Raw genomic sequence first — 25,019 nt, forward strand, 5'->3', positions numbered from 1 at the left:
TCCGGCCGGCGTCCGGCCCGGCGGGGACGTCCGGCCCGGCGGGGACGTCCGGCCCGGCGGGGACGTCCGGCCCGGCGGGGGCGTCCGGCCCTGGGGACGCCCCGTGTGGGGGCGGCTGGTGCGCCTGGGGGCTGGCCGACCCCCCGAACGGCCCAGTGACGGTGGGCCGGGCAAGCGCGGGCCCGTTACGGATGTGACCGTGGTGGAACGGATGTGTGCGCTGACGGATGCGAGAAGGCAGGAGGCGCAATGCCCAGGGGCCTGACCAAGGACGGATCTGCGGACGCGGTCCCCGCGACCGGCGAGGAGTTGCCGCCGGATCTCTCCTCGAGCGACTTCGAGCGGCTGAGTGCCGTCGCCGATGCCGTTCTCTACGAGGGCTACCTGCTCTACCCCTACCGCCGTTCCTCGGCCAAGAACCGCGTCAGGTGGCAGTTCGGCGTGCTCTTCCCCCTCGAGTGGGTGGAGGCCTCCGGCCCGGCCGTCCCGGGCGTGTCCGGCTCCGCGGACTCCTGGTACCAGCGGACCGAGTGCCTGCTGCGCGTGCGCCGGCCCGGCGCGGTCGTACGGGTGCGGGTGCGCTACCTCCAGATGCAGCACAAGCAGGTGGAGGAGGCCACCGCGGACGGCGGCCTCCGTGCCGTCGCGTCGCTGCGGACGGACGACGGCACGACGCATCTGACCTTCGACGAGGCGGTGCCGCGCGAGGTCGAGGTCGCCGTCCGGCTGGACGACCTCCTCCAAGGTGAGCACACGGTCGCCGTCGGCTCGGTGGCCGGCACGGACATCGAGCAGCTGCCCGGCCGCACCGGACGGCTCGTGCGCCGCCGCGAGGAGGTGAGCGCGCACACCACGCTCGTGGCCGAACATCTCTTCGAGGATGTGTGCCGGATCCGAGTGCGCACCGCCCACACCGGACCCGCGCCCGATCCGCGGCTACCGCGCGACGAGGCCCTGCGCGGCGCACTCATCGCCACGCACACCCTCCTCGCGGGCGACGGCGTGGACTTCGTCTCGCTGATCGACCCGCCCGCGGACCTGATCGAGCACACCCGCGCCTGCCGCAACGAGTTCACCTTCCCCGTGCTCGGCGGCGAACCCCCCGCGGAAGGGACGGACGCCGGCGGCACCAGCCCCCTCCTGCTCTCCGCGCCGATCATCCTCCCCGACCACCCCCAGGTGGCGCCGGAGAGCCCCGGCGACCTGCACGACGCCGGGGAGATCGACGAGATCCTCACACTGCGCACGATGCTGCTGACCGACGAGGAGAAGCTCGAAGCCCGCGCTACCGACCCCCGGGCCGCCGCCATCCTCGACCGGGTCGACAGCATGCCTCAGGAAGTCTTCGCCCGGCTGCACGGAGCCGTCCGCTCGCTGAAGCCGGCCGCGGCCGAACGGCCCACCTGGTGGCAGGAGGGCGCCGACTCCGGGCTCTCCCCGACCACCGACACCGTGCTCGTCGACGGCGTGTCCGTCGCCGCGGGCAGCCGGGTACGGCTGCGTCCCAGGGGCCGGGGCGCCGACGCCCAGGACATGTTCCTGGTCGGCCGGACCGCCCAGGTCGCCGCGGTGCTCCACGACGTGGACGGCAGCATGCACCTCGCCGTCACGCTCGACGACGACCCCGCGGCCGAACTGCACTCCTGGTACGGCCGCTTCCACTACTTCCGCCCCGACGAACTCGAGCCGCTCACGTCCGCCGACGCAGCGGCCCCCGGCGCGCCGCGGATCGACTCCCCCACCCCCCACAGCGGAGGCCGATGACATGACGACGAACAGTGGCACCACCGAGGTCAGCGGCGAACCCAGCCGCGGCGAGGACCGGCAGGGCTTCGACGAGATCCACATCCTCTGGATCTCCGAGGGCATGAGCTGCGACGGCGACACCGTCTCCCTCACCGCCGCCGACCAGCCCTCCATCGAGGACCTGGTGCTCGGGCTGATCCCGGGCCTGCCGAAGGTGAACCTGGTCAACAAAGTGCTCTCCCCCAGCCTGGGCGGCGAGGACTTCCTCGCTCCCTACCGGGCGGCGGCACGCGGCGACCTGGCCCCCTTCATCCTCGTCATCGAAGGCTCGATCCCGAACCAGAACGTCATCGAGGGCGACGGCTACTGGACGTCCTTCGGCAACGACCCGGAGACCGGTGAGCCGCAGACCCTGAACTCGTGGATCGACCAACTGGCCCCCAAGGCCTGGGCGGTGGTGGCCGCGGGCACCTGCGCCACCTTCGGCGGCATTCACGCCATGGCCGGCAACCCGACCGGCTGCATGGGTCTCGCGGACTACCTGGGTTGGGACTTCAGGTCCCAGGGCGGCCTGCCCGTGGTGAACGTGCCGGGCTGCCCGATCCAGCCCGAGAACTTCATGGAGACCCTCGTCTGGGTGCTCTACCACGCGGCCGGCTCCGCTCCCCCGCCGCCGCTGGACCACATGCTGCGTCCCCAGTGGCTGTTCGGGAAGACCGTCCACGAAGGCTGCGACCGCGGTTCGTACTACGAGCAGGCGAGCTTCGCCCGGGACTACAACTCCCCCAAGTGCCTCGTCAAGACGGGCTGCTGGGGTCCGGTCGTCAACTGCAACGTACCCAAACGGGGCTGGATGGCCGGGATCGGCGGCTGCCCGAACGTCGGCGGCATCTGCATCGGCTGCACGATGCCGGGCTTCCCCGACGCGTTCATGCCGTTCATGGACGAGCCGCCCGGCGGCACGCTGTCGTCGCTCGCCATCAAGCCGTACGGCGCCGTCATCCGCCGGCTGCGCGGCGTCACCAACGAGCTGGTCAACCACGAACCCCGGTGGCGCCACAACAAGAAGAAGCTGACCAGCGGTTACAACCCGCACTGGCGGCCCTGACCCGGCGCGACCGGCACCCCACCCACGGACCTTGAGGAACACCGACAGCGAGGGGCAACACCAGCGATGACCACAACCGAGGCCCGGCCAACAAACCGCAAGCCGCCGCAGATCGTGGACATGTCCTGGGATCCGATCACCCGGATCATCGGAAACCTGGGCATCTACACGAAGATCGACTTCGCCAACCGGGAAGTCGTGGAGTGCCACAGCACCTCGTCGCTCTTCCGCGGCTACTCGGTGTTCATGAAGGGCAAGGACCCGCGGGACGCCGGCTTCATCACCTCCCGCATCTGCGGGATCTGCGGGGACAACCACACCACCTGCTCCGACTACGCCCAGCAGATGGCCTACGGAGTCAAGCCTCCCCGGCTGGCCGAGCACATCGTCAACCTCGGCGAGGCAGCCGAGTACATGTTCGACCACACGATCTTCCAGGACAACCTGGTGTTCGTGGACTTCTGCGAGGCGATGGTCAAGGCCACCAACCCCGGTGTGCTGGCCCGCGCCGAACGCACCGACGCGCCCCGCGGGGACATTCACGGCTACCGCACGATCGCCGACATCATGAAGGCCTTCAACCCGTTCGAGGGCGAGGTCTACAAGGAAGCGCTGAAGGTCAGCCGGGTCACCCGCGAGATGTTCTGCCTGATGGAGGGGCGCCATGTGCACCCCTCCACGCTCTACCCCGGCGGCGTCGGCACGCTCCCGCAGCCCACGGTGTTCACCGACTACCTCAGCCGGCTCATGCGGGTCATCGACTTCGTCAAGAAGGCCGTCGCCATGAACGACGACGTCTTCGACTTCTTCTACGAGGCGCTGCCCGGCTACGAGGAGGTCGGCCGCCGGCGCATCCTGCTGGGCTGCTGGGGCGCCTTCCAGGACCCGGACGTCGTCGACTACCGCTACGAGAACATGAACCACTGGGGCAAGGCGATGTACGTCACCCCGGGCATCGTCGTCGACGGCGAACTGGTCACCAACAACCTCGTCGACATCAACCTCGGCCTGCGCATCATGCTGGGCAGCTCCTACTACGAGGACTGGGTCAACGAGCAGCCCTTCGTCACCCACGACCCCCTCGGCAACCCGGTCGACATGCGCCACCCGTGGAACCAGACGACGGTCCCGGTGCCGCAGAAGCGGAACTTCGACGAGAAGTACAGCTGGGTGATGAGCCCCCGCTGGCACGACGGACGCACCGGTGAGCACCTCGCCCTGGACACCGGCGGCGGCCCGCTGGCCCGGCTGTGGTCCACCGCGCTGAGCGGCCTGGTCGACACCCCCTACATCAAGGCCACCGGCAACAGCGTGCGCATCTCCCTGCCCAAGGGCGAGTCCCTCCCGGAGACGACCCTGGAATGGAAGATCCCGCAGTGGAGCAACACCATCGAGCGGGACCGCGCCCGGCCGTACTTCGTCGCCTACGCGGCCGCCATGGCCCTTCAGTTCCTCGAAGAGGCCATGGGTCTGGTGCGGGCCGGTGACACCAAGGTGTTCGAGAACTTCGAGGTGCCCGACGAGGCGATCGGCTGCGGCTTCCACGAGGCGGTGCGCGGTGTGCTCTCCCACCATCTGGTGATCAAGGACAAGAAGATCGCCAACTACCACCCGTACCCTCCCACCCCGTGGAACGCCAGCCCTCGCGACAAGTTCGGCACCCCCGGCCCCTACGAGGACGCCGTCCAGGGGCAGCCCATCTTCGAGGAGAACGGGCCGGACGACTTCAAGGGCGTCGACATCATGCGCACCGTCCGCAGCTTCGACCCCTGTCTGCCGTGCGGGGTGCACATGTACGTCGGCAAGGGCAAGACGCTCACGACGCTGCACTCGCCGACGTACGGGGCCAACCATGGCTGAGCCGCAGGCCCCGGCCGAGCGGCTGGCCGACCCGGACGTGGAGGCCCGGCTGGCCCGGCTCGACCAACTGCTGGAAGGGCTCGCCTCCGCCCCCGGCCCCGCCAACCGCTCCGCCCTCGAGACGGTGGGGCTCCTGACGGAGGTCTACGGCGAGGCACTGGCCCGGGTCATGGACCGGGCCGACGGACCGCTGGCCGAACGCCTCGCCGACGACGAGCTGCTGGGACATCTGCTGGTGCTGCACTCCATCCACCCGGAGCCGCTCGAGCGCCGGGCGGAGCGCGCGGTCGAGCGGCTGCGCCCCGCTGTACAGGAACGCGGCGGCGACGTGGAGTGGGCCGGCGTCGAGGCCGGTGTGGGCCGGGTCCGGCTGACGGCCGGGGGCGGTTGTGGCTCCGGGTGCGGTACGGGCACGGGCGACGTGACCGCCGTGGTCCGGGAGGCCGTGCTCGCCGTCGCGCCGGAGCTCACCTCCGTGGAACCGGTCGAGGTCACGGCCCCCGCGTTCGTCCCGCTGACCACGCTCACCCACCGGGGCGCCCCATGACCACGGACGGAGCCCTGGCCCGCCTCATCCGCTCCTCGGCCGATCGCACGGCGACGGCAGAGGCGGAGCGGTGCGACCTGTGCGCCGCGCCGGTGCCCGACGAGCACGCCCATCTGTACGACACCTCCGAGGAGCAGCCGGTCTGTGCCTGTGGCGCCTGTTCGGTGCTGTTCGCCGACGACGGCGCGGGCGAGGGCCGCTACCGGCTCGTCCCCCGCAGGCGGATCAGGCTCCCCAAGGTGGACACTGAGGTCCTGGGCGTACCCGTCGGCCTGGTGTTCTTCGTGCCCCGCGCCGACGGCACGGTCACCGCGGAGGGCCCGAGCCCGGCCGGGGCCATGCGATGGGAGGTGGACGCGGCCGCCTGGCGACGCCTGGCCAGGGACCGGCCGGAACTCGCCTCTTTGGAGCCTGACGTGGAGGCACTGCTCGTGAACACCGTGCACGGCCTCGACCACCACTGGATCGTGCCGGTCGACGACTGCTTCCGCATGGTCGCCGTCGTCCGCCGGGAATGGCGGGGCCTGTCCGGCGGTGGCCGGGTCTGGCCGGCCGTCGAGCGGTTCTTCGAGGACCTCACCGAGCGGCCATGACCGCCGCACCCCGCGGCGCGGCGGCGAGAAGGAGGAAGGAACACCTCATGGGCAGCATCAGGGTCGGCCGACCCCACACCAAGCCCGACGCCACCGGGCACGTGCCCGGCATGCATCAGGGCAACCGGGGCCCGTACACGCACCAGACCGGGCACCACAAGGACGGCACCGCGGACGCGCGCCGCTCCACCGGGATCCACTGGAAGCGGCACGACGCCCTGCTCGACGTCATGCCGAACATCCCGCCGGGATGACGAACGACAGGGAGTCGCCGTGATGAAGGTCCAACGAGCACAGAACAAAAGAGCCATGGCATCGGGACACCGCGTGCTGATGGCCGAGGCCGTCCTGGCGGGCGCGGTGGCACTGGCGCTCCTGGTCAGTGAGTTCCCGAGCCTGCGCCGCGAGGTGCGGATCTGGCGGATGGCCGGCGGGCTCCGCGCGCGCCGCCGCTATCCGTGAGCCGGGCGTGCACGAGCTCTCGATCGCGACCGCGATCATCGAGCAGGCCGGCGAGCGCGCCCGGGCCGACGGCACGGACGAGGTCTCGGCGGTCACCGTCCGGGTGGGCGAGCTGGCCGGGGTCGTCCCCGACGCGCTGAGCTTCGCCTTCGAGGTGGCGCGCGACGGCACCGCCCTCGCCGCGGCCCAACTGGTGGTGGAGCAGGTCCCCGCTCAGGCCTACTGCGGCCCGTGCGCCGAGGAGTTCGCGGTGGGCATGCCACCGTTCTTCTGGTGCCCGCGCTGCGACCGGCCCTCGACCGAACTGCGCAGCGGCCGGGAGTTGGAGATCACCGGCGTCCACTGACGGACCGGGCCCCCGCGACGGCGTGTCGCGGGGGCCCGGTGCGTGCGGTCAGCAGATGCGGGGCAGTTGCTCGCCCAGTGGCAGGTCGACCACCCGGGTACCGCCGAGGCCGGTCGCGACCACCACCATGCCGGGATGCTCGGCGACGCATTCCCCGATGAGCGTGGCGCCGGCGCCCTGCGGGTGGGCGCGCATCGCCGCGAGGACCTCCTCGGCCGCCGACGGGGGCACGAAGGCGACCAGCCGCCCCTCGTTGGCCACGTAGAGGGGATCGAGGCCCAGGAACCCGCAGGCGTTGGCGACGGCGTCCGGCACCGGGATCGCACGCTCGCGCAGCCGCACACCCGTGCCGGAGGCGCGGGCGATCTCGTTGAGGGACGCCGCCAGTCCGCCGCGCGTGGGATCGCGCAGGACATGGATGTCGGGGGTGACCGACAGCATCGCCGCCACCAGGTCGGCCAGCGGCGCGGTGTCGCTGGCGATCTCGACGCCGAACTCCAGTCCCTCCCGGACGCTCATGATCGCCACCCCGTGCAGGCCGATCGGCCCGCTGACGATGACGGCGTCGCCGGGCCGGGCGTGCTGCGGCCTGATGTCCACTCCGGCGGGGACGAGCCCCACCCCGGACGTGGTGACGTACACGCCGTCGCCGTGCCCGGACTCCACCACCTTGGTGTCCCCTGTGGCCACCACGACCCCCGCCGCCTCGGCCGCCGCGCCCATGGCCCGCGCGATCCGCTCCACGACGGTCAGCTCCACGCCCTCCTCCAGGACGAAGGCCGCGGACAGGAAGGCGGGCCGGGCTCCGCTCATCGCCAGGTCGTTGACGGTGCCGTTGACCGCGAGGTCGCCCAGGCTGCCGCCGGGGAAGAACAGCGGCCGCACCACGTACGCGTCGGTGGAGAACGCGAGCCGGGCCCCGCCCAGTTCGAGGACGGCGGAGTCGGCGAGCGCGGCCAGGGTGGCGTTGCCGTAGGCCGGGGTGAACACCTGCTCCATCAGCTCGGCGGACAGGGCACCGCCTCCGCCGTGCCCCATCACCACCACGGGCTGGTCGCGCAGCGGGGCCGGACAGGTCCAGTCGGCCGGATCGACGGTCGGTTCGACGAGGTCAGACAACGGGGTTCATCTCCTCGCGGACGGCCGGGGCGGCCTGCGGCGCCGGGCCGTTCATCCGGCGGTAGAGGTAGTAGGCCGCACAGGCACCCTCGCTGGAGACCATGGTCGCGCCGAGCGGGGAGCGCGGGGTGCAGGTGGTGCCGAACGCGGCACACTCGGTCGGCTTGATCAGCCCCTGGAGCACCTCGCCGCTGCGGCACTCGGCGGGCTCCTCGGTGCGGATGCCGGCGACGTCGAAGCGGTGCTCGGCGTCGTAGGCGCGGAACGCCTCGGTCAGCCGCCAGCCGCTGCGGGGGATGGGCCCGATGCCGCGCCAGTTCCGGTCGGTCACCTCGAACACCTCCTCGATCATGCGTACGGCGGCCGGGTTGCCCTCCTCGCGCACGGCACGGGCGTAGGCGTTCTCCACCCGGTGCTCACCTCGCTCCAGCTGGCGCACCGCCCGGCGGATGCCCTCGAGGATGTCCAGCGGTTCGAAGCCGGTCACCACGAGCGGTACCCGGAAGCGCTCGGCGAGCTGCGGGTACTCGGCCATGCCCATCACGCTGCACACGTGTCCGGCGGCGAGGAAGCCCTGCACCCGGCAGGCCGGGGCCGTCATGATGGCCTCGATCGCGGGTGGAACCCGCACATGGGAGACCAGCAGGCTGAAGTTGGTCAGGCCCAGGCGGCGGGCCTGGTGCACGGCCATGGCGTTGGCGGGGGCCGTCGTCTCGAAGCCGATGGCGAAGAAGACCACCTCCCGGTCCGGGTTCCGGCGGGCCAGTTCCAGGGCGTCGAGCGGTGAGTAGACCACGCGTACGTCACCGCCCTCGCCCTTGACCCGGAACAGGTCGCGGTCGGTGCCCGGTACCCGGAGCATGTCGCCGAAGGAGCAGAAGATCACCCCGGGGCGGGCGGCGATCTCCAGGGCCTTGTCGATGACGTCCAGCGGGGTGACACAGACCGGGCAGCCGGGCCCGTGGATCAACTCCACCTGCTCGGGCAGCAGTTGGTCGATGCCGTGCCGGATGATGGAGTGGGTCTGCCCGCCGCACACCTCCATCAGGGCCCAGGGGCGGGTGGCGGTGGCGCGGATCTCGTCCAGCAGGTGCCGCGCCAGGTCGGGGTCGTTGAACTCGTCGATGTACTTCACCGGGCCTCGCTCTCTCGGGTCTCCTCGGGCACCGCGGCGACCCCCGCGTCCCGGGCCGCCTGCTCCCAGGCGTCGCCGAACTCCTCCTCCAGCAGCCCCAGTTCCTCGAAGAGCTTCAGGGAGGCCAACGCCGACTCCTCGTCCAGGCGCTGGAGGGCGAACCCGACGTGCACGATGACGTACTCACCGACCCGCACCTCGGGGACGTATTCCAGGCACGCTTCCTTCTGCACGCCGCCGAAGTCGATCAGCCCGGTGAGCGGATCGGCTCCGGCATCGATGGACACGACCTTGCCGGGCACTGCCAAACACATGGTCACTCCGTTCGTCGTCGGTGTGCCGCGACCGCCAGCTGGCCGAGGGCCAACCCGCCGTCGTTCGGCGGGACTTCGCCGTGCCCGAGCACCGCGAAGCCGTCGTCGGCCAGCAGCGTCGCGCACTCCAGTTCCAGCAGCGCGTTGGCGAAGACGCCGCCGCTGAGGGCGACGGCCGTGAGCCCGGTGGACCCACGCGCTCGTCGGCAGATCTCCAGCACGGCGCGCGCGACACCGCGGTGGAAGCGTGCGGCGATCAGCGGCGCCGGGGTGCCCCGGCGCAGATCGGCGAGGATCGAGCCGAGCAGCGGTGCCGGGTCGAACCCCTGGGGCCCGGTCCCGAAGGGGTACGCCGTACGGTCGTCGCCCCAGGCGGAGGCCGCCGCGGCTTCCAGCTCCACCGCGGCCTGGGCCTCGTATCCCGCGCGGTGGCACACGCCCGCCAGGGAGGCGACGGCGTCGAAGAGCCGCCCCATGCTGGAGGTCGGCACGCAGGCCAGCTGACGCGTCAACTGCCTCTTCAGCAGCGTCAGTTCATCGGGTGCGCAGGCGGTGACGCTGGGCAGGTCCGGGTCCCAGGGCAGGCCGGCCGCCCACAGCCGGGCCAGCGCCAGACGGCAGGGGTTGGCCACCCCCGTGTCCCCGCCTGGGAGAGGGGCCGGGGTCAGGTGGCCGAAGCGCCGGTAGCCGCGGTAGTCGGCTAGCAGGACCTCGCCGCCCCAGACGGTGCCGTCGTCGCCGTAGCCGGTGCCGTCGAAGGCGACGCCGATCACGGGGGTGGTGCCGTCGAGCCCGTGCTCGGCCATCGTGGAGGCGACGTGCGCGTGGTGGTGCTGGACGAGGACGGGCCGCGGCTCGGGCAGCCCCGAGGCGCGCCGACGCGCCCAGCGTGCCGAGTGGTACCCGGGGTGCCGGTCGGCGGCGACGCGTTCGGGGCTCACGCCGGTCAGGCGCCGCAGGTGCGTCTCGGCCCGCCGCGCGGCCTCCAGGGTGGTCAGCTCCCCCATGTCGCCGATGTGCGGGCCGAACCAGGCCTGGTCGCCCTCGCCGAGGCAGAGCGCGTTCTTCAGGTCGCCGCCCACCGCGAGCGTGGGGCGCAGCGAGAACGGCAGGGTCAGCGGCCGGGGCACGTAGCCTCGGGAGCGGCGCAGCACCTGTTCGGTGCCGTCGGGGCGTACCCGCAGCAGGGAGTCGTCGCACGGCGAGGCGATGGGGCGGTCGTGGGCGAGCCAGGCGTCGGCCAGCCCGGCGAGCCTGGTCAGGGCTTCCTCGTCGTCCGTGACGATCGGCTCCCCGGAGCGGTTGCCGCTCGTCATGACCAGCGCTCGCGGGCCGGGCGGGTCGCCGGGCAGCCCGAACAGCAGGGAGTGCACCGGGGTGTAGGGCAACATCACGCCGAGGTGCGGACTGCCGGGGCAGACGCCCGGGGCGAGGTTCGACGGGCGGGGGCGGAGCAGGACGATCGGGCGCCGGGGCCCGGTGAGGGCGGCGCGTTCGGCGGCGGAGATCTCGGCCAGCCGTTCGGCGTCGGCGAGCTCGGCGCACATCACCGCGAAGGGCTTGCCGCCGCGGGCCTTGCGGGCGCGCAGTTCGTCCACGGCCCGTGCGTCGCCGGCGTCGCACGCCAGGTGATAGCCGCCGAGGCCCTTCACCGCGAGGATCCGGCCGGCGGCCAGCAGCGCCCGGGCCGCCGTCATCGCGTCGGCGCCCTCGGCCGGGCGGATGCCGCTGCCGGGCGCGGGCAGCAGGCGCAGCCGGGGACCGCAGTCCGGGCAGGCGACGGGCTGGGCGTGGAACCGGCGGTCGCCGGGATCGCCGTACTCCTGGGCGCAGGCGGTGCACAGGGGGAAGCCGGACATCGTCGTGAGCGGGCGGTCGTACGGCATCCCGGTGGCGATGGTGAAGCGGGGTCCGCAGTGGGTGCAGGTGACGAAGGGGTGGCGGTGCCGGCGGTCGGCCGGCTCGGCCAGCTCGCGCAGGCAGTCGGCACAGGGCGCGGTGTCGGGCGGGAGGTGGGTGCGGCCCGGAGACTGCTCGGTGGCGCGGATCGTGAAGGCGTCGTCGGCGCCCGTGGCGGGCACGTCCTCGACGCCGAGGCCGGTGACTGCGGCCAGCGGCGGCGGCTCGGCGGCCAGCCGGTCGCAGAAGCGGCCCACGCCGTCGGGTGGGCCCTCCACCTCGATGAGCACGCCGTACGCGGTGTTGCTGACGAATCCGGACAGCATCAGGTCGCGGGCCAGCCGGTGCACGTACGGGCGGAAGCCCACGCCCTGCACGGTGCCGCGCACGACGACGCGGCGGCGTACCGCCGGGGTGGCGGGCGCGGTCACGAGACCCGGCCGGCCGGGACGCCGGAGTCCTCGTGCACGTGGCCGTGCGGGTGCGGCGCCAGGGGCGGCCGGTGGACCGGTGCCCCGTCCCGCACGGCGAGCACGCGTTCCAGGACGGTGTCGACGCCCTCGCCGGTGCGCGCGCACGACCGTACGATCTCCACCCCGGGGTTGACCTGCCGCACCTCGGCGCCGAAGGCCGCCTCGTCGAAGCCGGCGGGTTCGGCCAGGTCCGTCTTGGTGAGCACCACCAGGTGGGCGGAGCCGAAGGCGGTGGGGTACTTGAGGGGCTTGTCCTCTCCCTCGGTCACCGCCATGAGCACGATGCGCAGGCTCTCGCCGAGATCGTAGGAGGCGGGGCAGACGAGGTTGCCCACGTTCTCCACGAAGAGCAGCGCGGTGTCCTGGGGCAGCCAGTCCTCCACGTGCCGGCGCAGCTGCCGGGCCTCCAGATGGCACAGTCCGTCGGTCAGCAGCTGCTTGACCGGGGCCCCGGAGCGGGCGAGGCGGCGGGCGTCGTTCTCGGTGGCCAGGTCCGCGGTGAGCGCGGCCACCGGGACGCCCCGCTCCACCGCGCGCGCCAGCACGCGGCCCAGCAGTTCCGTCTTGCCGCTGCCCGGGCTGGACAGCAGGTTGACCACGCTCACCCGGCGCCGGTCCAGGTCGGCGCGCAGACGCGCGGCCAGGCCGTCGTTCTTGGCCAGGACGGCCTGGACGGCGTGCGTGACGTCCTCGGACTCGCACATGGGGGCAGCTCCTCACGATGGACACGCGGATGAACCGGGACGCGGGGGGCGTCCCGGTCATCGATCCTCGACGCCGCGGGCCTACGGAGCGGCGAGCCCGGCCGCGGACGGGTTCGCGGATTCCTCCGGGCGGCTCAACCGAGGTGTGGCCGCGGGATCGGCGAGAAGCGCGGGAACCAGGGCGTGCAGGGCCTCGACGGCTCGTTCGACCGCGTCCGCCACCGGCGCGCTGATGCCGGGGACGATGCCCTCGTCCTCGCGCGGCCGCGCCTGGGGTTCGCAGGCCAGCACGAGGACCCGCGGCAGCGGTCCGTCCCCGAGGTGGGCGGCCAGGGCCAGGACCTTCGCCGGGTCCATTCCGTGCGCCTCGGGCGGCGCCGCGGCGTGGGGGCCGTCGGGCAGCTCCGGCTCGATCAGGGACAGGGTGCCGGGCGGATGGCCCCGCTCGGCCGCGTCGACCAGGACGGCGACGTCGTAGCCCTCCAGGAGGGTGTAGGCGAGGTCCAGCCCTCGGATGCCGAAGTCCCGCGCCCGCACCCCGGGCGGCAGCGGGCGCCGCTCCAGGGCGCGCAGGACCTCGGGGCCGAAGGCGTCGTCCGCGAGGAAGATGTTGCCGACCCCCGCGACCAGCAGCCGCGCACCGGGGCGGGTCATCCCGCGCCCTCGCTCAGCGGCCGGGCGGATCCGCCCGGCTGCTTTCTGACGAAGGCGGACCGCAGGGCGTGGTAGGGGGCCCGCGCGTCGAAGAAGACGGCGCGCATCCGGGCGAGTTCGGCGCGCCGGTGGTCCGCGAGGGGCCGCCGGGCCTCGTCGGCCTTGCGTGTCTCGGCTTTCGCGGCGACGCGCCGCGCGAGGTCGGGGGCGGCGGCGAGGGCCGCGGCCCCGCATTCGGTCTCGGCGGCGAAGTCCCGGGCCGCGACGGGCACGAGCCGGTCCACCAGCCCGAGGCGCGCCGCGGTGGCGGCGCTCACCGGCAGCGCCTCGCTCGTCAGCCGCCGGGCCGTGTCCGCGCCGACGCGGCGGGGCAGCGTGTAGGTCCAGTACTCCGAGCCGTACAGGCCCATCCTGCGGTAGTGCGGGTTGAGGACGGCGCCCGCGCGGCACCACACCTCGTCGGCGGCCAGGGCGAGCATGAGGCCGCCGGCCGCCGCGTTGCCGCCGAGCGCGGCCACCACCAGCCGGTCGGTGGTGCGCAGCACCGCCTCGACCAGGTCGTCGATCGCGTTGAGGTTCGCCCAGGACTCACCGGCCGGGTCGGCGGCCGCCTCGATGACGTTCAGATGGATGCCGTTGCCGAAGAAGTCCCGCGCCCCGCCGAGGACGAGTACCGAGGTGGGGCGGGTGAGGGCGTGCCGGTAGGCGGCGAGCAGCCTGCGGCACTGGCCGGTGCTCATGGCCCCGCCCGGGAAGGAGAAGGTCAGGAAGCCGGTGTCGCCGCGCTGCCGGTAGCGGATGTCGGTCCAGGTCCGCCGGTCCGGGGGCAGTTCGAGCGGGGCGGGGTCCTCCGGCAGCGGGGCACGGCCGCTCGGGCTCGCGACCGTGAAGGAGGCGAGCACGTCGGCCGCGGGGCGGCGGAACGGTGAAGGGTCACCGGAGTTCTTGCGGGGGCGCAGTTCGGGGATCCACACCGCGCCGTCGCGGGTGGCCCGGCAGACCGCCCCCGCCCGGGTGGCGAGCAGTTCCCCGGGCCGTCCGCGCAGCCGGTCCTCGGGGTGTCCGCCGTGCAGGAACACCTCCCGGCCGAGGATCTCGTCCAGGACGCCGGGCTGCGAGTCACCGCCGCGCAGGGTGCGCAGCACGGCCTCGGTGCCGTCCCTCTCCCAGTCGATCCTCCGTTGCTCCTGCCGGAAGGGGTCACGCCACACCACGCTGACCGCGGGATCGCTCTGCGGGCGCGGCTTGAACGAACCCTCGGCGTAGCGCCGTACGGCCGTGCGGACGGCGGCCGAGGCGGCGTCGGCGACCTCGCCCCGGTACAGGTCGCTCTTGCCCACCGGCGGCACCGGGAACGACTCGGCCGCCCAGACGGGGCCGGCGTCCATCGCGGCCTCGGCCTGGAGCACCGTCACTCCCCAGCGGGGCGCCGCCTCGGCGATCGCCCAGTCCAGGGAGGACGGGCCGCGGTCGCCGGGCGGACCGGGGTGGACGACGAGGCAGGTGTGCTCCCGCCACACGTCCTCCGGCAGCGCCGTCCTCAGCATCGGAGCGATGATCAGCTCCGGGCGCACCTCGCGGACAGCGGCACGGACCGCGTCGGGGCCGTGCGAGGCGAGCACGACGTCCACCCGGTGCCCGAGGTCGGACAGTTCGGCGTACACACGCTGGGACAGGCTGTTGAACGCGCTGGCGACGAGCAAGATGTCCATATTGCCGGATGCTCGCCGGTTTCCGCGGGGCTGGGAAGGATAGCCACGGCGTTTCGCAGCCCCGTGTCGGCCCACTTCCTCCATCCGGATCCCGCGGGCACCTCAGCCGCGCAGCAGCCGCCGTGCGGTCAGGGCCAGACTGATCTCCACCACGTCCAGCGGCCGGGCCAGCGAGCGGCCCGTCAGCTGCTCGCAGCGGCGCAGCCGGTTGAGGACGGTGTTGCGGTGGCAGTACAGCCGCTCCCCCGCCCGCTGGGCGGAGCCGTCGCACGACAGCCACGCGGACAGGGTGTCCAGGAGGACCTCCCGGTCGGCCGGTTCCAGCCGCAGCAGCGGCCCCAGCACCTGGTCCGCGAGGGTCGCGCCGAGTTCGGGGCACGAGACGACCAGGGCCTCGGGGAGGTGTTCCGTCAGGCGGATCTTGCCGCCCTGGGGCGGACAGATGCTCAGGGCGAGGTCCGCGAGGCGGCGGGCGTCGCCCACCGCGGCCAGGCCCGTGACCACGTTGCCCACGCCCACCTTGGTGCCGGGCGGCGTGTCCAGGGCCTCCAGCGGGCCGTCCTCGCCCTCCGGATCCTCGTCGCCGACCAGGACTATGCCGTAGTCCACTTCCACTCCTGTGTGCCAGTGCACGTGCGTGCCGGGCGGTACGGCGGCGGCGCGGGCGCCCGAGGGGCCCGCCGGCCGTCCGCCGGTGACCGCGACGACCACGTACCGGCCGTGTTCCGGCAGGCCCAGTCCGTCGGCGGTCTCGGGCAGGTCGGCGATGCGGCTGGTGCCGTCGAGAAGGGCGGCCGCGAGCAGCCGTACCCGGTTCTCGCGCCGCCAGGCCAGTTGCCGCTCGGCCTGCCGGTAGGCGTCCGCCACGAGGGTGCAGTGCTCGTCGACGAAGTTCCATACGTCGGTGGCCACATGGACCAGCAGCCGTACGTCCTCGGGTGCCGTCCGGGAGGTCTCCTCCACCAGCCGCTGCCACACCAGTGACCCGCCGAGGCGGAACGCGTGCAGCAGGGCGTCCAGCGGCACGCCCTGCTCCGCGCGCCGCACGCCGATCTGCCAGGAGCAGCGGCGTGCCGCGTCCCGGTTGCCGCGCGGGTCGAGCAGCGACAGCACACTGTGCCGCAGGGAGCGGTTCACCTCCTGCCAGGTGCCCGCGTAGTCGTTCTCCACGGCGGTCCGGTAGGCGGTCTCCTGCTCCTGGACGACGGCCACCAGCCGGTCGGTGAGGTCGGCCAGGTCGTCGAGCAGCACCCGCGCGGCCCGGTGCAGGACCCGCAGCGCGTCGGCGTCGATCAGCGACCGCCCGCGCCCGGGCCGCCTCTGCGGAACGGGCACCGGCCCGGTGCGGATCATCGCGCGTGCCCTCACGGCAGGTTGCATCGCGGTCCTCCCTCGGACTCCCGGCGGTGCGCCCGCACCGGGAGACTCATCGGTGTCCGGTCGGCCGTGTCGCCGGCGTAGCCCGTACGGCGGGGGCCGCCCGACTCGTCCTGCCCCGAAGGATGACATACCAACCGGTCGGTCCCTAGGGTCGTGCACCGCTCTTTTTCCTCCCGCCTCTCACAGAACCGCACGTCGGCCGTCACCGGCCCTGCTGATCGACCATGCGGGCCAGCTCCATCCGGGACCGCACACCGAGCGTGGCGAAGACATTGCGCAGGTGGTAGTCGACCGTGCGGGTGCTGACGGCGAGGCGCAGGGCGACCTCCCGGTTGGTGGCGCCCTCGGCGACATGGCGGGCGATCCGCAGTTGCTGCGGTGTCAGCCGGGCCAGCTCCCCGCCCGCGCCCTCGAAGCCGGCGGCCCCGTTGGCCCGCAGCTCCGCGCGCGTCTGCTCCGCCCACGCCCCCGCCCCGCACCGCTCGAACCCCACCAGCGCGGCCCCCAGCCGCACCCGCGCCTCCCGCAGCCGCCGCCGGCGCCGTAGCCATTTGCCGTGCAGCAGTTCGGTCCGGGCCCGTTCGAAGTCCCCGCCCGCCACGTCGTGCAGGGCCAGCGCCCGCAGATACAGCTCGTCCGCCCGCTCCCCGGGGGCCAGCAGCGCACGGCAGCGGGCGAGCTGGGCGGGGGCGTGCGGATCGGCACCGAACGCCGCCCACCGCGCGAAGTCCTCCACGACGGCCCGCGCGTCGTCCGGCCGGTCGGCGAGCAGCGCCGCCTCCACGAAGCAGGGCACCATGAGCATCCAGACCGCGAAGTGTCCGCGCCGCACGCCGGGCAGCACCAGTGGCCCGAGCCGGTCGGCCGCGTCGAGGGGGCGGCCGCAGCCCAGGTCGGTCCGGGCCAGGGCCCACTCCGCCAGCGTCGCCGCCTGGGCCAGGCCGTGCCGACGGGCCGTGGTCAGCGCGGCCGTCGCGTGTTCGGCCACGGTCGCCCGCTCCCCCACGATGGACGCGGCCAGCGCCAGCATCGCCCGGTGATGCGCCACCGTGTTGCGGCGTCCGGCCCGGTGCGCGGTCCGCACGCCTTCCTCGGCGTGGGTGCGCGCCTGGGCGTGCCGGCCGGCGCGGAGCTCGGCGTAGGCGAGGTACTCCAGGGCCCGGGACTGCAGCGCGGCCGAGTCGCGGTCCCGGGCCACGGCGAGGGCGCGGGCCCCGGCCCGGCGGGCGGCGACGACATCGCCCAGCAGCAGGGCGGCCGTGGCACACCGCAGGAGATGTTCGGGCCGGTCGCTGTCGTGGGCCAGCACACGGCGCAGCGGCGCCGTCGCGCGGTCGGGGCGCTGCTCCAGCAGGGCCTTCATCCCGGTGCGGTAGTCCGCCACGGCATCGCCCGGTGCCGGTTCGCCGAGCGCCTTCAGACAGCCCGCCAGGTCTCCCGCGGCCCAGGCCGCGTCGACCGCGGCGAGTCGTGCCGCCTCGGCCTGCTCCGGCTCCTCGGCCGCCAGCAGGGAGGCGGCCAGCAGCAGGGTCTCCCGGGCGTCGTCGACGGGGCCGTCCCCCAACCGAGCCCTTCCGCAGGCGAGTTCGGCCCACCCGCGGTCCGTGGTCCGCGCGCTCCTGTCACCGATCATTCCCGCGAGGTTACTTGCGCGTAACGCGCGACGGAAGCCGGTCGCCTCCGCCGGAACGTCCGCCGAAGCGGCCTGTGACCTGCGACTGCGGGCGACCGGGGTGGAAAACGGACTGTGCCGCCGCCCAGACTTTCCGGGCGGCGGCCGTGCGGGAGCACAACGTCAGCCGCTGTGCGGGCAGTTGCCCCGGTACTCCTCGATGGTCAGGCTCGGGCGAGGCAGCGGACACAGGAACTGCTCGTAGCGGGTGTCGTTGTCGATGAACCGCTTGAGCCAGGAGATGCTGTACTTCGCGATCGTCGTGTCGGACGTGTTGGGCGTGAAGTGGGTGGCGCCGTTCAGCTCCAGATAGGCACGGTCCAGGCCGGAGGACAGGCTCGTGTAGAACGGCTCGGCGTGGCTGGAGACCGGCGCGATCGTGTCGCCGTCGGCTCCGAAGATGAGCGTGGGTGTGGTGAGCTCGGGCCAGCTCTTGTCGAGGTTCCACGGGGTGAGCGGGATCGCCGCCTGCAGCGAGGGGCGGGACTTGGCGGCCTCCAGGCTGCCGCCCCCGCCCATGGAGTGGCCCATGACACCGAGGCGGCTGCTGTCCACGCGGCCGCGCACCGAGCTGCGCTGGGTCAAGTAGTCCAGGGCCGCGAGCAGTTGACGGCCCCGGGAGTCGGGCTGGTCGAGGGTGGTGTTGGTGTCGATGGTGAAGACCACGAAGCCCTGGGAGGCCAGACGCGGGCCCAGCCAGGCGATCGAGGACTCGTAGGCGGTGTACCCGGGCGAGATCGCCACGGCCCCGAAGGTGCCGTCGCTGGTGGTGGTCGGGTAGTAGATCGTGCCGCCGCCGAAGCCGGTGACGGCGAGGGAGGAGACGGAGGTCTGCGACACGGCGTAGGAGCCGCGGGCCGCCTCGATGCTGGCGGTGGTCGGCGCGGGGCCGCGCTCGTAGGGGTTGTCCGCCGCGTGGGCGCCGGGACCGGCGAGGGTGCCGAGCCCGAGGACCACGGCGAGCGCCGCCGCGGCTCCGGCGAGCCGGCCGGCCCTGCGGGGCCTGGTGTGGGGGTGGACCTGCACGACGAGTCGTCCTCTCTGTCGTGGCGGACGGGCGGCGCGAAATTACCGTGCCGCCGGTCACCGCCGGTTGACTGGCGGTGCCACTGTGGGCGCCGGGCCGGTCGCCGGGGACCGGCAAGTTCACCGGTCTCGTGCGCCCGGATCCGGCCGCGCCGTTCCCGGCCCTGCTGGCTCCCGGTCCGGGCGGGTGTGAAACGCTCGATCGTCATCCGTTACGGCTGCATGGAGAGGCGACGGTATGCGCATCGGACTGCTCGGCACCGGCCCGTGGGCACGGATGGCCCACGCACCGGCTCTCGACGGGCACGCGGACGTGGACTTCGTCGGGGTGTGGGGCCGCCGCACGGACGCGGCGAAGGAACTCGCCGACCGTCATGGCGTACGGGCCTACGACGACGTCGACGCGCTGCTCGCGGACGTCGACGCCGTCGCCGTGGCGCTGCCCCCGGCCGTCCAGGCCGAGCTCGCGGTACGGGCCGCACGGGCGGGGTGTCATCTCCTCCTGGACAAGCCGCTGGCCACGACGGCCGAGCAGGGCCGCGCGGTCGTCGCGGCGACGACGCGTGCCGAGGTCGCCTCGGTGGTGTTCTTCACCACCCGGTTCCAGCCGGAGACCGAGGAATGGATCGCCGAACAGGCCGCCGCACAGGGCTGGTTCACCGCGCACGCGCAGTGGCTGGGCGCGGTGTTCAGCGGGGACGACAGCCCCTTCGCGCACTCGCCGTGGCGACGCGAGAAGGGCGCCCTGTGGGACGTGGGGCCGCACGCCCTGTCGGTGCTGCTGCCGGTCCTCGGTGAGGTGCGGCGGGTGGCGGCGGCCGCGCCCGGGCCCGGGGACACCACGCATCTGGTGCTGGAGCACGCGGGTGGCGCGTCGAGCGCGCTGGCGCTGAGCCTGACGGCCCCGGCCGCGGCCGCCGGAGCCGCCGTGGAGCTGCGCGGTACCGCCGGGGTGACCACTCTCCCGGCGAGCACGCAGGGAGCGGTACCGGCGTTCGCACGGGCGACGGACGCCCTGCTCGCCGCGGTCCGCACCGGCCGCCCGCACCCGTGCGACGCGGCCTTCGGCCTGCGGGTCACCGAGATCCTCGAAGAGGCCGACGCCCTGCTGAACGGCGGCGGTTGAGACCGGGGCGGTCAGTCCTCGAAGGGCTCGTCGCTCCACCGGAACCAGGCCCGGTCGCCGTCGATGTGCAGCAGGAACTCGGCGACCGGGCCGTCCGGTGAGGCGAGGCGGACACGCCGCGCGATCTCGGCGTGGACCGCCTCCCACTCCTCCACGTGCTCGTCGAGCCGGTCCAGCAGGGCGAGTTCGCGGGCGAACAACTCGCGCACGGAGGCGTACCCGGGACCCGGCGTGAAGCGGCCCGACAGCCAGGGGAAGTCGGCCTCGTCGATCCTGATCTCCCCGACCGGCCCGTCCCCGCCGCGGACCTGCCACACCTCGCCGTCGAATCCCACCGTGCCCCCGTGTGCCGTCCCTGTCGGTGCCGGATCAGCATGGCATCCGGCACCGACAGGCGGGCCGCCTAGCCGGTGGCGCCGGGGAGGTGGAAGTCGATCCGCTCCCTGATCACCGGGTGACCCGCCTTGGCGAAGTTCGCGGCCATCGGAAAGTTGCCCTGGTCGGTGGCTCCGCTGATGAACTCCGCGCCCCGCTCGGCCAGGAAGTGGGTGCACTCCACGAGCAGGTCGTACGCGTAGCCGCGGCCGCGGTGTTCGGGCAGGACACCGATGAAGCCGATGACGGGCGAGGTCTGGTTGCGGGCCGGGATGTGGATGCCGGCCAGCTCGCCCTCCGGAGTACGCGCGATCTGCCACCACTCACGCGGGGAGGGGCACCAGTGGAAGAAGTCCAGCTCCTCCTGGGCCGCCTGGTCGAGTCCGCCCTGCTCGATGGCCTTCAGGGCGTGGGCGTCCAGGGTGACGGAGTGGATGCGGCGCAGTGCGTCGAAGAACACCGCGTCATCGGGCTCGGGCTCGAAGACGAGCCGTCCGGGGCGCTCGGGGAGCCCGCAGTCGGGCGTCCACCGGTAGAGGAAGCGCTCGACGAGGAGCTCGTATCCGGCCGCCCGGGCGGCCTCGAAACGGGCTTCGGCCGCGGCACGCGTGGCCGGGTCGTCCCGCCAGCCGGCGGGGAGGTTGAACTCGAGCTCGACCTGCCAGGGAGCGGAGCGCAGGAGTTCGGTACCCGCCTCCTCCTCCCCCTCGGCCACGTCGAACCAGTTGACGAGCATCGGCTCCGTGGCGTCGGGGCCGCCCCACCAGGCGCCGCGCGCGACGACCTGGCCGTCGCGCAGGGCCACACGCTTCCAATCGGGGCGGTGCACGGTGGCGCGATGCGCCTCGCTCGCGCCCAACGGGTCGGGCAGGGCGTCGAACAGGTGGGTGTCGCTCTCGCCGAGCGTACGGATGACCAGATCGGTCATGGTGGATTCCTCCGGGATGCATGCTGCGAAGAGCGCTCCCGGTCAGGTCACACGAAGCACGCCGGGATAGCGGTGAAGGGAGCGCGGGTGAGGGAGAACTGCACGGCACTCGCCTCCTTTCCGTCGTCTCGAGGCGTGACGATCACAACGTAGGGGATCTTCCCCGGGTGCGTCCACACATTTTCCCGAGGCGGGCCCGATTAGGGTCTGCGGCATGACCGACAACTCCCTGCGCTCCGTCACCGTCGAGCGGACCGCCACCGGCCACTTCACCGCGGTCAACACCCGCGGCGGCACTGTCCGGTTCGGCACCGAGGGCGCCGACTTCACCCCGGTGGAGCTGCTGCTCGCCGCGATCGGCGGCTGCACCATGGCCGACGTGGACGTCGCCACCACCCGCCACGCGGAACCCGACCGGTTCACCGTCACCGTGACCGGCCACAAGGTCAGTGACGCGGAGGGCAACCGGATGACCGACCTTCAGGTCACCTTCTCCGTCGCCTTCCCCGAGGGCGAGGGCGGCGACCGCGCCCGCGCGATCCTCCCCCGCGCGGTGAAGACCTCCCACGACCGGCTCTGCACGGTCAGCAGGACGATCGAGGCGGGCACGCCGGTCACGGTAACGGTCGAAGGCGCCTAACCCTTTATTCCGTTGCGGCCGGACGTCCCGGAGCCGGACCCTGACCCCATGCACTACGCCATACGCCCCGCCGAGCTCGCCGACGCGCCCGCCATCACCGATTTGCTCAACCAGGTCGACGTGCTCGAGATCGGCCGGCCCGAGACCGATCTCCACGCCGTCGAGGCCGATCTCAAGCACCCCGAGGTCGATCTCTCCCAGGACTCCTGGCTGGCCTTCCACGAGGACCGGCTGGTGGCCTACGCGCTGGTGTGGGACGAGTCGAACGGCGAGCGCGTCGACGCCGACCACTATGTGCTGCCCGACCACCAGGAGGCCGGGCAGCTGCTGTTCACGGCGCTGGAGACCAGGGCCCTGGCCAGGGCACGCGCGAACGGCGCGTCCAGGGCCGTGGTCCATCTCCACCTCAACGTCGAGCCCACGCTGGACACTTCGCTGATCGCAGAGCGCGGCTGGTCCGTCGTACGGCGCTACCACGTACTGCACCGCCCGGTGGATCCCGCCACGGACCTCAACCCCCGGACCCCACCCGGTGTACTGCTGCGGGCCTGTGCCGACGAGGCGGACCGAAGGACCGTCCACGCCCTGTACCAGGCCACCTTCGCCGAGCACTTCGACTTCCAGCCGCGCTCCTACGAACAGTGGCTGCACGACGTCGACGCCGAGACGCTCGACTGGTCCCTGGTGTGGATCGTGAGCACCGAGGAGCAGGGCGACGCCGGTTTCCTCCTCGCGCGCAACGACCGCGAGGCCATGGGCTGGATCCGCAGCATCGGCGTCCGGCGCGAGGCCCGTGCCGGGGGCCTCGGCGGTCTGCTGCTGCGCCACGCCTTCGCCGCCTTCGCCGGACGCGGCCGGGACACGGTCGGCCTCGGCGTGGACACCGGCAACACCACGGGCGCGCCCGGCCTGTACGCCCGCCACGGCATGACGGTGCACTTCGCCGTCGACACCTGGGAGACGGTGCTGACCTGACGGCCCACTCGGCCCGGTCCGCTCAGTAGACGCGGTGCGGGTAGTGCGGGTCCTCCCAGCGGTCGGGGCCGGTGAGGCCGATCAGGCGTATGCGGTGCAGGAGTTCGTCGGGTACGTCGTCCAGGGCACGCAGCCGGGCGGGCGCGTACCGGACGAGCCAGGCGGCGAGTTCGGTGCGCAGGGCGTCCTCGTCGTCCCACGTGTCCCAGGGCAGCTCGTCGCCGAGCAGGGGGTACTCCCATTCGTCGGCCGCCGAGGCCAAGTGCCGGTCGGCGACGGGGTGGTCGAGTGCTTCCCAGGCGGTGAGCCACGGCGTGAGCGTGCCCGACGCCTCGGCGCACAGGGCGAGCAGCTCGTGGACCGGGACGGCGGGGTCCGGATCCGTCAGGCTGTGAGCCCACCAGGCGTGCAGGAACTGCCTTACGGCGAGGCTCTGCTGGAGGGGCCACCGTCGCCAGTGGCCGCGCGCGAACGACCGGCCGACCTCGTGCATCCCGAACATGGGCTCCACCCGGCCGCCGACCAGCTCGCGGGCGAACTGGGGCAGGATGCGGCGCAGGACCGCGCCGTGGTCCGTCCAATCGGACGCGTCCCAGGTGCGGCGCAGCAGGTCCGCCTCCAGCCGCACGTCCGGGATCTTCAGCAGCTCGAGCTCCTCGTCGCTGCCCCAGTGACAGGTGCACTGGTTCTCGTGGTTCCGGGCGGTCATCCCCCGGAACGTGGCGGACAGGTCGTCCAGGGCGCGGTCGAGTCGGAGCTGTTCGGGGGTGACGTCGTCAGGGGTCATCGTGGTCGGCCTCTACGGGACTCCGGAGGGCGTGGGCCGACCGAAGATCGCAACCTTACTTCCTTAAGGGGCCCTTAGCACGCGGTTAAATGACCGCCGCCGGCTGACGGACCCTCGATTTCCACGCCGACGGCAAGCATCCTGAGAGCGCTCTCAGTCGGCGTGATCGCCGTCTGGGCGGCACCCCCCACGCATGCCCGCACCAAGCTCCGGGAGATCCCCCACATGACACCCCGCCACCAGCGCCGACTCGGCCGCCGCAAGCTCCTCCTCGCCCTCGGCGGTGCCGCCGTCGCGGCGCCCGCCGTCGCCGCCCTCGCCCCGCACGCCCTCGCCGGATCCCCCGAGTCCGCGGGCGCCGGCGCCGCCGCGGGACTGCCGCTGACGATCGTCAACGACAGCGGCGCCTTCGACAACGCGAACGTCCACCTGTACATCGTCGGCAACCAGGACGGCCGCCAGGTCCGGGTCACCCCCGACGGCACCCTGGCCCCGATCGCCCTCTCGGACAACGGCCCCGACGGCTTCACCGACTACGCGATCCCCCTCGCGAGCGGCAAAGAGACACGGCTGACGCTGCCGTACCTGTCCGGTCGGATCTACGTGGCCCTCGGGCAGAAGCTGAAGTTCAAGGCGGTGACCGACGGCAACGGCGCGGCGGCGCTGCAGTACCCGGCGGGCTGGGTGGCCTCGGACCCCAACTACCCGGTGCTGCACGACTGCGCCGAGTTCACCTACAACTCATCCGGAATGTTCTGCAACACCACGATGGTCGACATGTTCAGCGTGCCGCTCGGCATCCGGCTGACCGGTGCCCGGGACCAGACGACCGGTGTGCTGCGCCCCGGCGGGCGGGCCTCCGCCTTCGCGGCCGTACGGGAGCGAGAGGAGTTCGCGGGTCTCGTGGTGGACGAGACGCGGGTGATCGCGCCCGGCCACGGGCTGGACGCGGGGCTGTTCCCGAAGGACTACTTCGCGCCGTACATCGACGAGGTGTGGAGCACGTACACCGGACGCGACCTCGTCGTCACGACCAATGCGGGCGCGTTCACCGGCCGGGTGCGGGGCGATCGGCTCGTCCTCGACGGGCCCGCCCAGGTGTCCTTCGCCCGGCCCTCGACCCGGGACGTGCTGTTCTGCGACGGCGCCCTCGCCGCTCCCAACGACGGCACGACCGGTCCGGTCGCGGCGGTCCTGGGCGCCGCGTTCAACCGCTCGACGCTCGTGTCCCACCCCTCCCAGCCGACGACCGACCCGGCCACCTTCTACCGGGGCTCGCTCACCAACCACTACTCCGCCGCCGTGCACGCGGCCACCGCGGACGGGCGGGCGTACGGCTTCGCCTTCGACGACGTCGCCGACTTCGCCTCGTACATCCAGGACACCGCCCCCACCGGGATCCGGCTGACGCTGACGCCGTTCGAGGGCTGAGGCGGCG

The 25,019-nt window shown here is 73.1% G+C and carries 24 protein-coding genes and 1 pseudogene; 12 read left to right on the top strand and 13 right to left on the bottom strand.

All coding sequences use genetic code 11. The features are described 5' to 3' along the window. Positions 1-249 precede the first annotated feature (249 nt). The 8 genes from ACWDRW_RS29050 to hypA all read left to right on the top strand — a co-directional run bounded on the left by ACWDRW_RS29050 (position 250) and on the right by hypA (position 6,662). Positions 250-1,764: a hypothetical protein gene (locus ACWDRW_RS29050; RefSeq protein ID WP_451727732.1), complete on the top strand. Its 1,515-nt coding sequence runs from the start codon at positions 250-252 to the stop codon at positions 1,762-1,764. A 1-nt stretch (position 1,765) separates the two neighbouring features. After that, entirely contained in the window at positions 1,766-2,854 is a 1,089-nt protein-coding gene (locus ACWDRW_RS29055; protein WP_451727735.1) for an NADH-quinone oxidoreductase subunit B family protein, read from the top strand. 66 nt (positions 2,855-2,920) lie between these two features. Next, positions 2,921-4,714 (top strand): nickel-dependent hydrogenase large subunit, encoded by a 1,794-nt coding sequence (locus ACWDRW_RS29060; protein WP_451727738.1) that lies wholly within the window; start codon positions 2,921-2,923, stop codon positions 4,712-4,714. Then, on the top strand, positions 4,707-5,261 hold the full coding sequence (locus ACWDRW_RS29065; RefSeq protein WP_451727741.1) for a NifU family protein: 555 nt from the start codon (positions 4,707-4,709) through the stop codon (positions 5,259-5,261). Before ACWDRW_RS29060 ends, ACWDRW_RS29065 begins: the two co-directional genes overlap by 8 nt. Continuing rightward, complete coding sequence (locus ACWDRW_RS29070) at positions 5,258-5,854, top strand: DUF5947 family protein (RefSeq protein WP_451727744.1); 597 nt, start codon at positions 5,258-5,260, stop codon at positions 5,852-5,854. The genes ACWDRW_RS29065 and ACWDRW_RS29070 overlap by 4 nt, the downstream gene beginning before the upstream one ends. A 47-nt stretch (positions 5,855-5,901) precedes the next feature. Then, positions 5,902-6,108 (top strand): hypothetical protein, encoded by a 207-nt coding sequence (locus ACWDRW_RS29075; protein ID WP_451727747.1) that lies wholly within the window; start codon positions 5,902-5,904, stop codon positions 6,106-6,108. A gap of 55 nt (positions 6,109-6,163) precedes the next feature. Then, positions 6,164-6,316 (top strand): hypothetical protein, encoded by a 153-nt coding sequence (locus ACWDRW_RS29080; RefSeq protein ID WP_451727750.1) that lies wholly within the window; start codon positions 6,164-6,166, stop codon positions 6,314-6,316. 7 nt (positions 6,317-6,323) lie between these two features. Beyond that, the gene (gene hypA / locus ACWDRW_RS29085) at positions 6,324-6,662 is read left to right on the top strand and encodes a hydrogenase maturation nickel metallochaperone HypA (RefSeq protein WP_451727753.1); all 339 of its coding nucleotides are present in this window, start codon (positions 6,324-6,326) and stop codon (positions 6,660-6,662) included. A gap of 48 nt (positions 6,663-6,710) precedes the next feature. On the opposite strand, the gene hypE is transcribed toward hypA, so the two are convergent. The 10 genes and pseudogenes from hypE to bdeA all read right to left on the bottom strand — a co-directional run bounded on the left by hypE (position 6,711) and on the right by bdeA (position 18,750). After that, positions 6,711-7,700: a hydrogenase expression/formation protein HypE gene (gene hypE / locus ACWDRW_RS29090; RefSeq protein WP_451727966.1), complete on the bottom strand. Its 990-nt coding sequence runs from the start codon at positions 7,698-7,700 to the stop codon at positions 6,711-6,713. Between the two features lie 73 nt (positions 7,701-7,773). After that, positions 7,774-8,916, bottom strand: coding sequence for a hydrogenase formation protein HypD (gene hypD, locus ACWDRW_RS29095; protein ID WP_451727756.1), 1,143 nt, complete (start codon positions 8,914-8,916; stop codon positions 7,774-7,776). Beyond that, positions 8,913-9,230, bottom strand: coding sequence for a HypC/HybG/HupF family hydrogenase formation chaperone (locus ACWDRW_RS29100; RefSeq protein ID WP_451727758.1), 318 nt, complete (start codon positions 9,228-9,230; stop codon positions 8,913-8,915). The genes hypD and ACWDRW_RS29100 overlap by 4 nt, the downstream gene beginning before the upstream one ends. 2 nt (positions 9,231-9,232) lie before the next feature. Beyond that, positions 9,233-11,560, bottom strand: coding sequence for a carbamoyltransferase HypF (gene hypF, locus ACWDRW_RS29105; RefSeq protein WP_451727761.1), 2,328 nt, complete (start codon positions 11,558-11,560; stop codon positions 9,233-9,235). Further along, the gene (gene hypB, locus ACWDRW_RS29110) at positions 11,557-12,306 is read right to left on the bottom strand and encodes a hydrogenase nickel incorporation protein HypB (RefSeq protein WP_451727764.1); all 750 of its coding nucleotides are present in this window, start codon (positions 12,304-12,306) and stop codon (positions 11,557-11,559) included. Before hypB ends, hypF begins: the two co-directional genes overlap by 4 nt. 81 nt (positions 12,307-12,387) lie before the next feature. Continuing rightward, entirely contained in the window at positions 12,388-12,960 is a 573-nt protein-coding gene (locus tag ACWDRW_RS29115) for a hydrogenase maturation protease (protein ID WP_451727767.1), read from the bottom strand. Continuing rightward, on the bottom strand, positions 12,957-14,672 hold the full coding sequence (locus tag ACWDRW_RS29120; RefSeq protein ID WP_451727770.1) for an enoyl-CoA hydratase-related protein: 1,716 nt from the start codon (positions 14,670-14,672) through the stop codon (positions 12,957-12,959). Before ACWDRW_RS29120 ends, ACWDRW_RS29115 begins: the two co-directional genes overlap by 4 nt. Positions 14,673-14,774: 102 nt before the next feature. Next, positions 14,775-16,052, bottom strand: coding sequence for a PucR family transcriptional regulator (locus tag ACWDRW_RS29125; RefSeq protein WP_451727773.1), 1,278 nt, complete (start codon positions 16,050-16,052; stop codon positions 14,775-14,777). Between the two features lie 202 nt (positions 16,053-16,254). Next, a pseudogene (locus ACWDRW_RS29130) lies at positions 16,255-17,784 on the bottom strand (LuxR C-terminal-related transcriptional regulator); the annotation flags it as partial. A 63-nt stretch (positions 17,785-17,847) separates the two neighbouring features. After that, entirely contained in the window at positions 17,848-18,750 is a 903-nt protein-coding gene (gene bdeA / locus ACWDRW_RS29135) for a bis(hydroxyethyl) terephthalate hydrolase (protein ID WP_451727775.1), read from the bottom strand. A gap of 238 nt (positions 18,751-18,988) precedes the next feature. Between bdeA and ACWDRW_RS29140 the strand changes: the two genes are divergently transcribed. Next, positions 18,989-19,876, top strand: coding sequence for a Gfo/Idh/MocA family protein (locus tag ACWDRW_RS29140; RefSeq protein ID WP_451727778.1), 888 nt, complete (start codon positions 18,989-18,991; stop codon positions 19,874-19,876). 11 nt (positions 19,877-19,887) lie between these two features. Here the strand turns inward: ACWDRW_RS29140 and ACWDRW_RS29145 are convergent, their stop codons facing one another. Together ACWDRW_RS29145 and ACWDRW_RS29150 are read right to left on the bottom strand one after the other, a co-directional pair. Further along, complete coding sequence (locus ACWDRW_RS29145) at positions 19,888-20,211, bottom strand: hypothetical protein (RefSeq protein ID WP_451727781.1); 324 nt, start codon at positions 20,209-20,211, stop codon at positions 19,888-19,890. A 68-nt stretch (positions 20,212-20,279) separates the two neighbouring features. Further along, entirely contained in the window at positions 20,280-21,179 is a 900-nt protein-coding gene (locus ACWDRW_RS29150) for a GNAT family N-acetyltransferase (protein WP_451727783.1), read from the bottom strand. A 214-nt stretch (positions 21,180-21,393) separates the two neighbouring features. Here ACWDRW_RS29150 and ACWDRW_RS29155 point away from each other — a divergent pair, with 214 nt between their 5' ends. Together ACWDRW_RS29155 and ACWDRW_RS29160 are read left to right on the top strand one after the other, a co-directional pair. Beyond that, entirely contained in the window at positions 21,394-21,819 is a 426-nt protein-coding gene (locus tag ACWDRW_RS29155; protein ID WP_451727786.1) for an OsmC family protein, read from the top strand. A 48-nt stretch (positions 21,820-21,867) separates the two neighbouring features. Then, positions 21,868-22,794 carry a GNAT family N-acetyltransferase gene (locus tag ACWDRW_RS29160; protein ID WP_451727789.1) on the top strand — a complete coding sequence of 309 codons (927 nt, stop codon included), beginning with the start codon at positions 21,868-21,870 and terminating at the stop codon, positions 22,792-22,794. A 22-nt stretch (positions 22,795-22,816) separates the two neighbouring features. Here ACWDRW_RS29160 and ACWDRW_RS29165 read toward each other — a convergent pair whose 3' ends face one another. Further along, positions 22,817-23,581 carry a hypothetical protein gene (locus ACWDRW_RS29165; RefSeq protein ID WP_451727791.1) on the bottom strand — a complete coding sequence of 255 codons (765 nt, stop codon included), beginning with the start codon at positions 23,579-23,581 and terminating at the stop codon, positions 22,817-22,819. 225 nt (positions 23,582-23,806) lie between these two features. Between ACWDRW_RS29165 and ACWDRW_RS29170 the strand changes: the two genes are divergently transcribed. Continuing rightward, positions 23,807-25,012 carry a glycoside hydrolase family 64 protein gene (locus tag ACWDRW_RS29170; RefSeq protein WP_451727794.1) on the top strand — a complete coding sequence of 402 codons (1,206 nt, stop codon included), beginning with the start codon at positions 23,807-23,809 and terminating at the stop codon, positions 25,010-25,012. Positions 25,013-25,019: the final 7 nt, after the last annotated feature.

Source organism: Streptomyces sp. NPDC003635 (assembly GCF_053587635.1).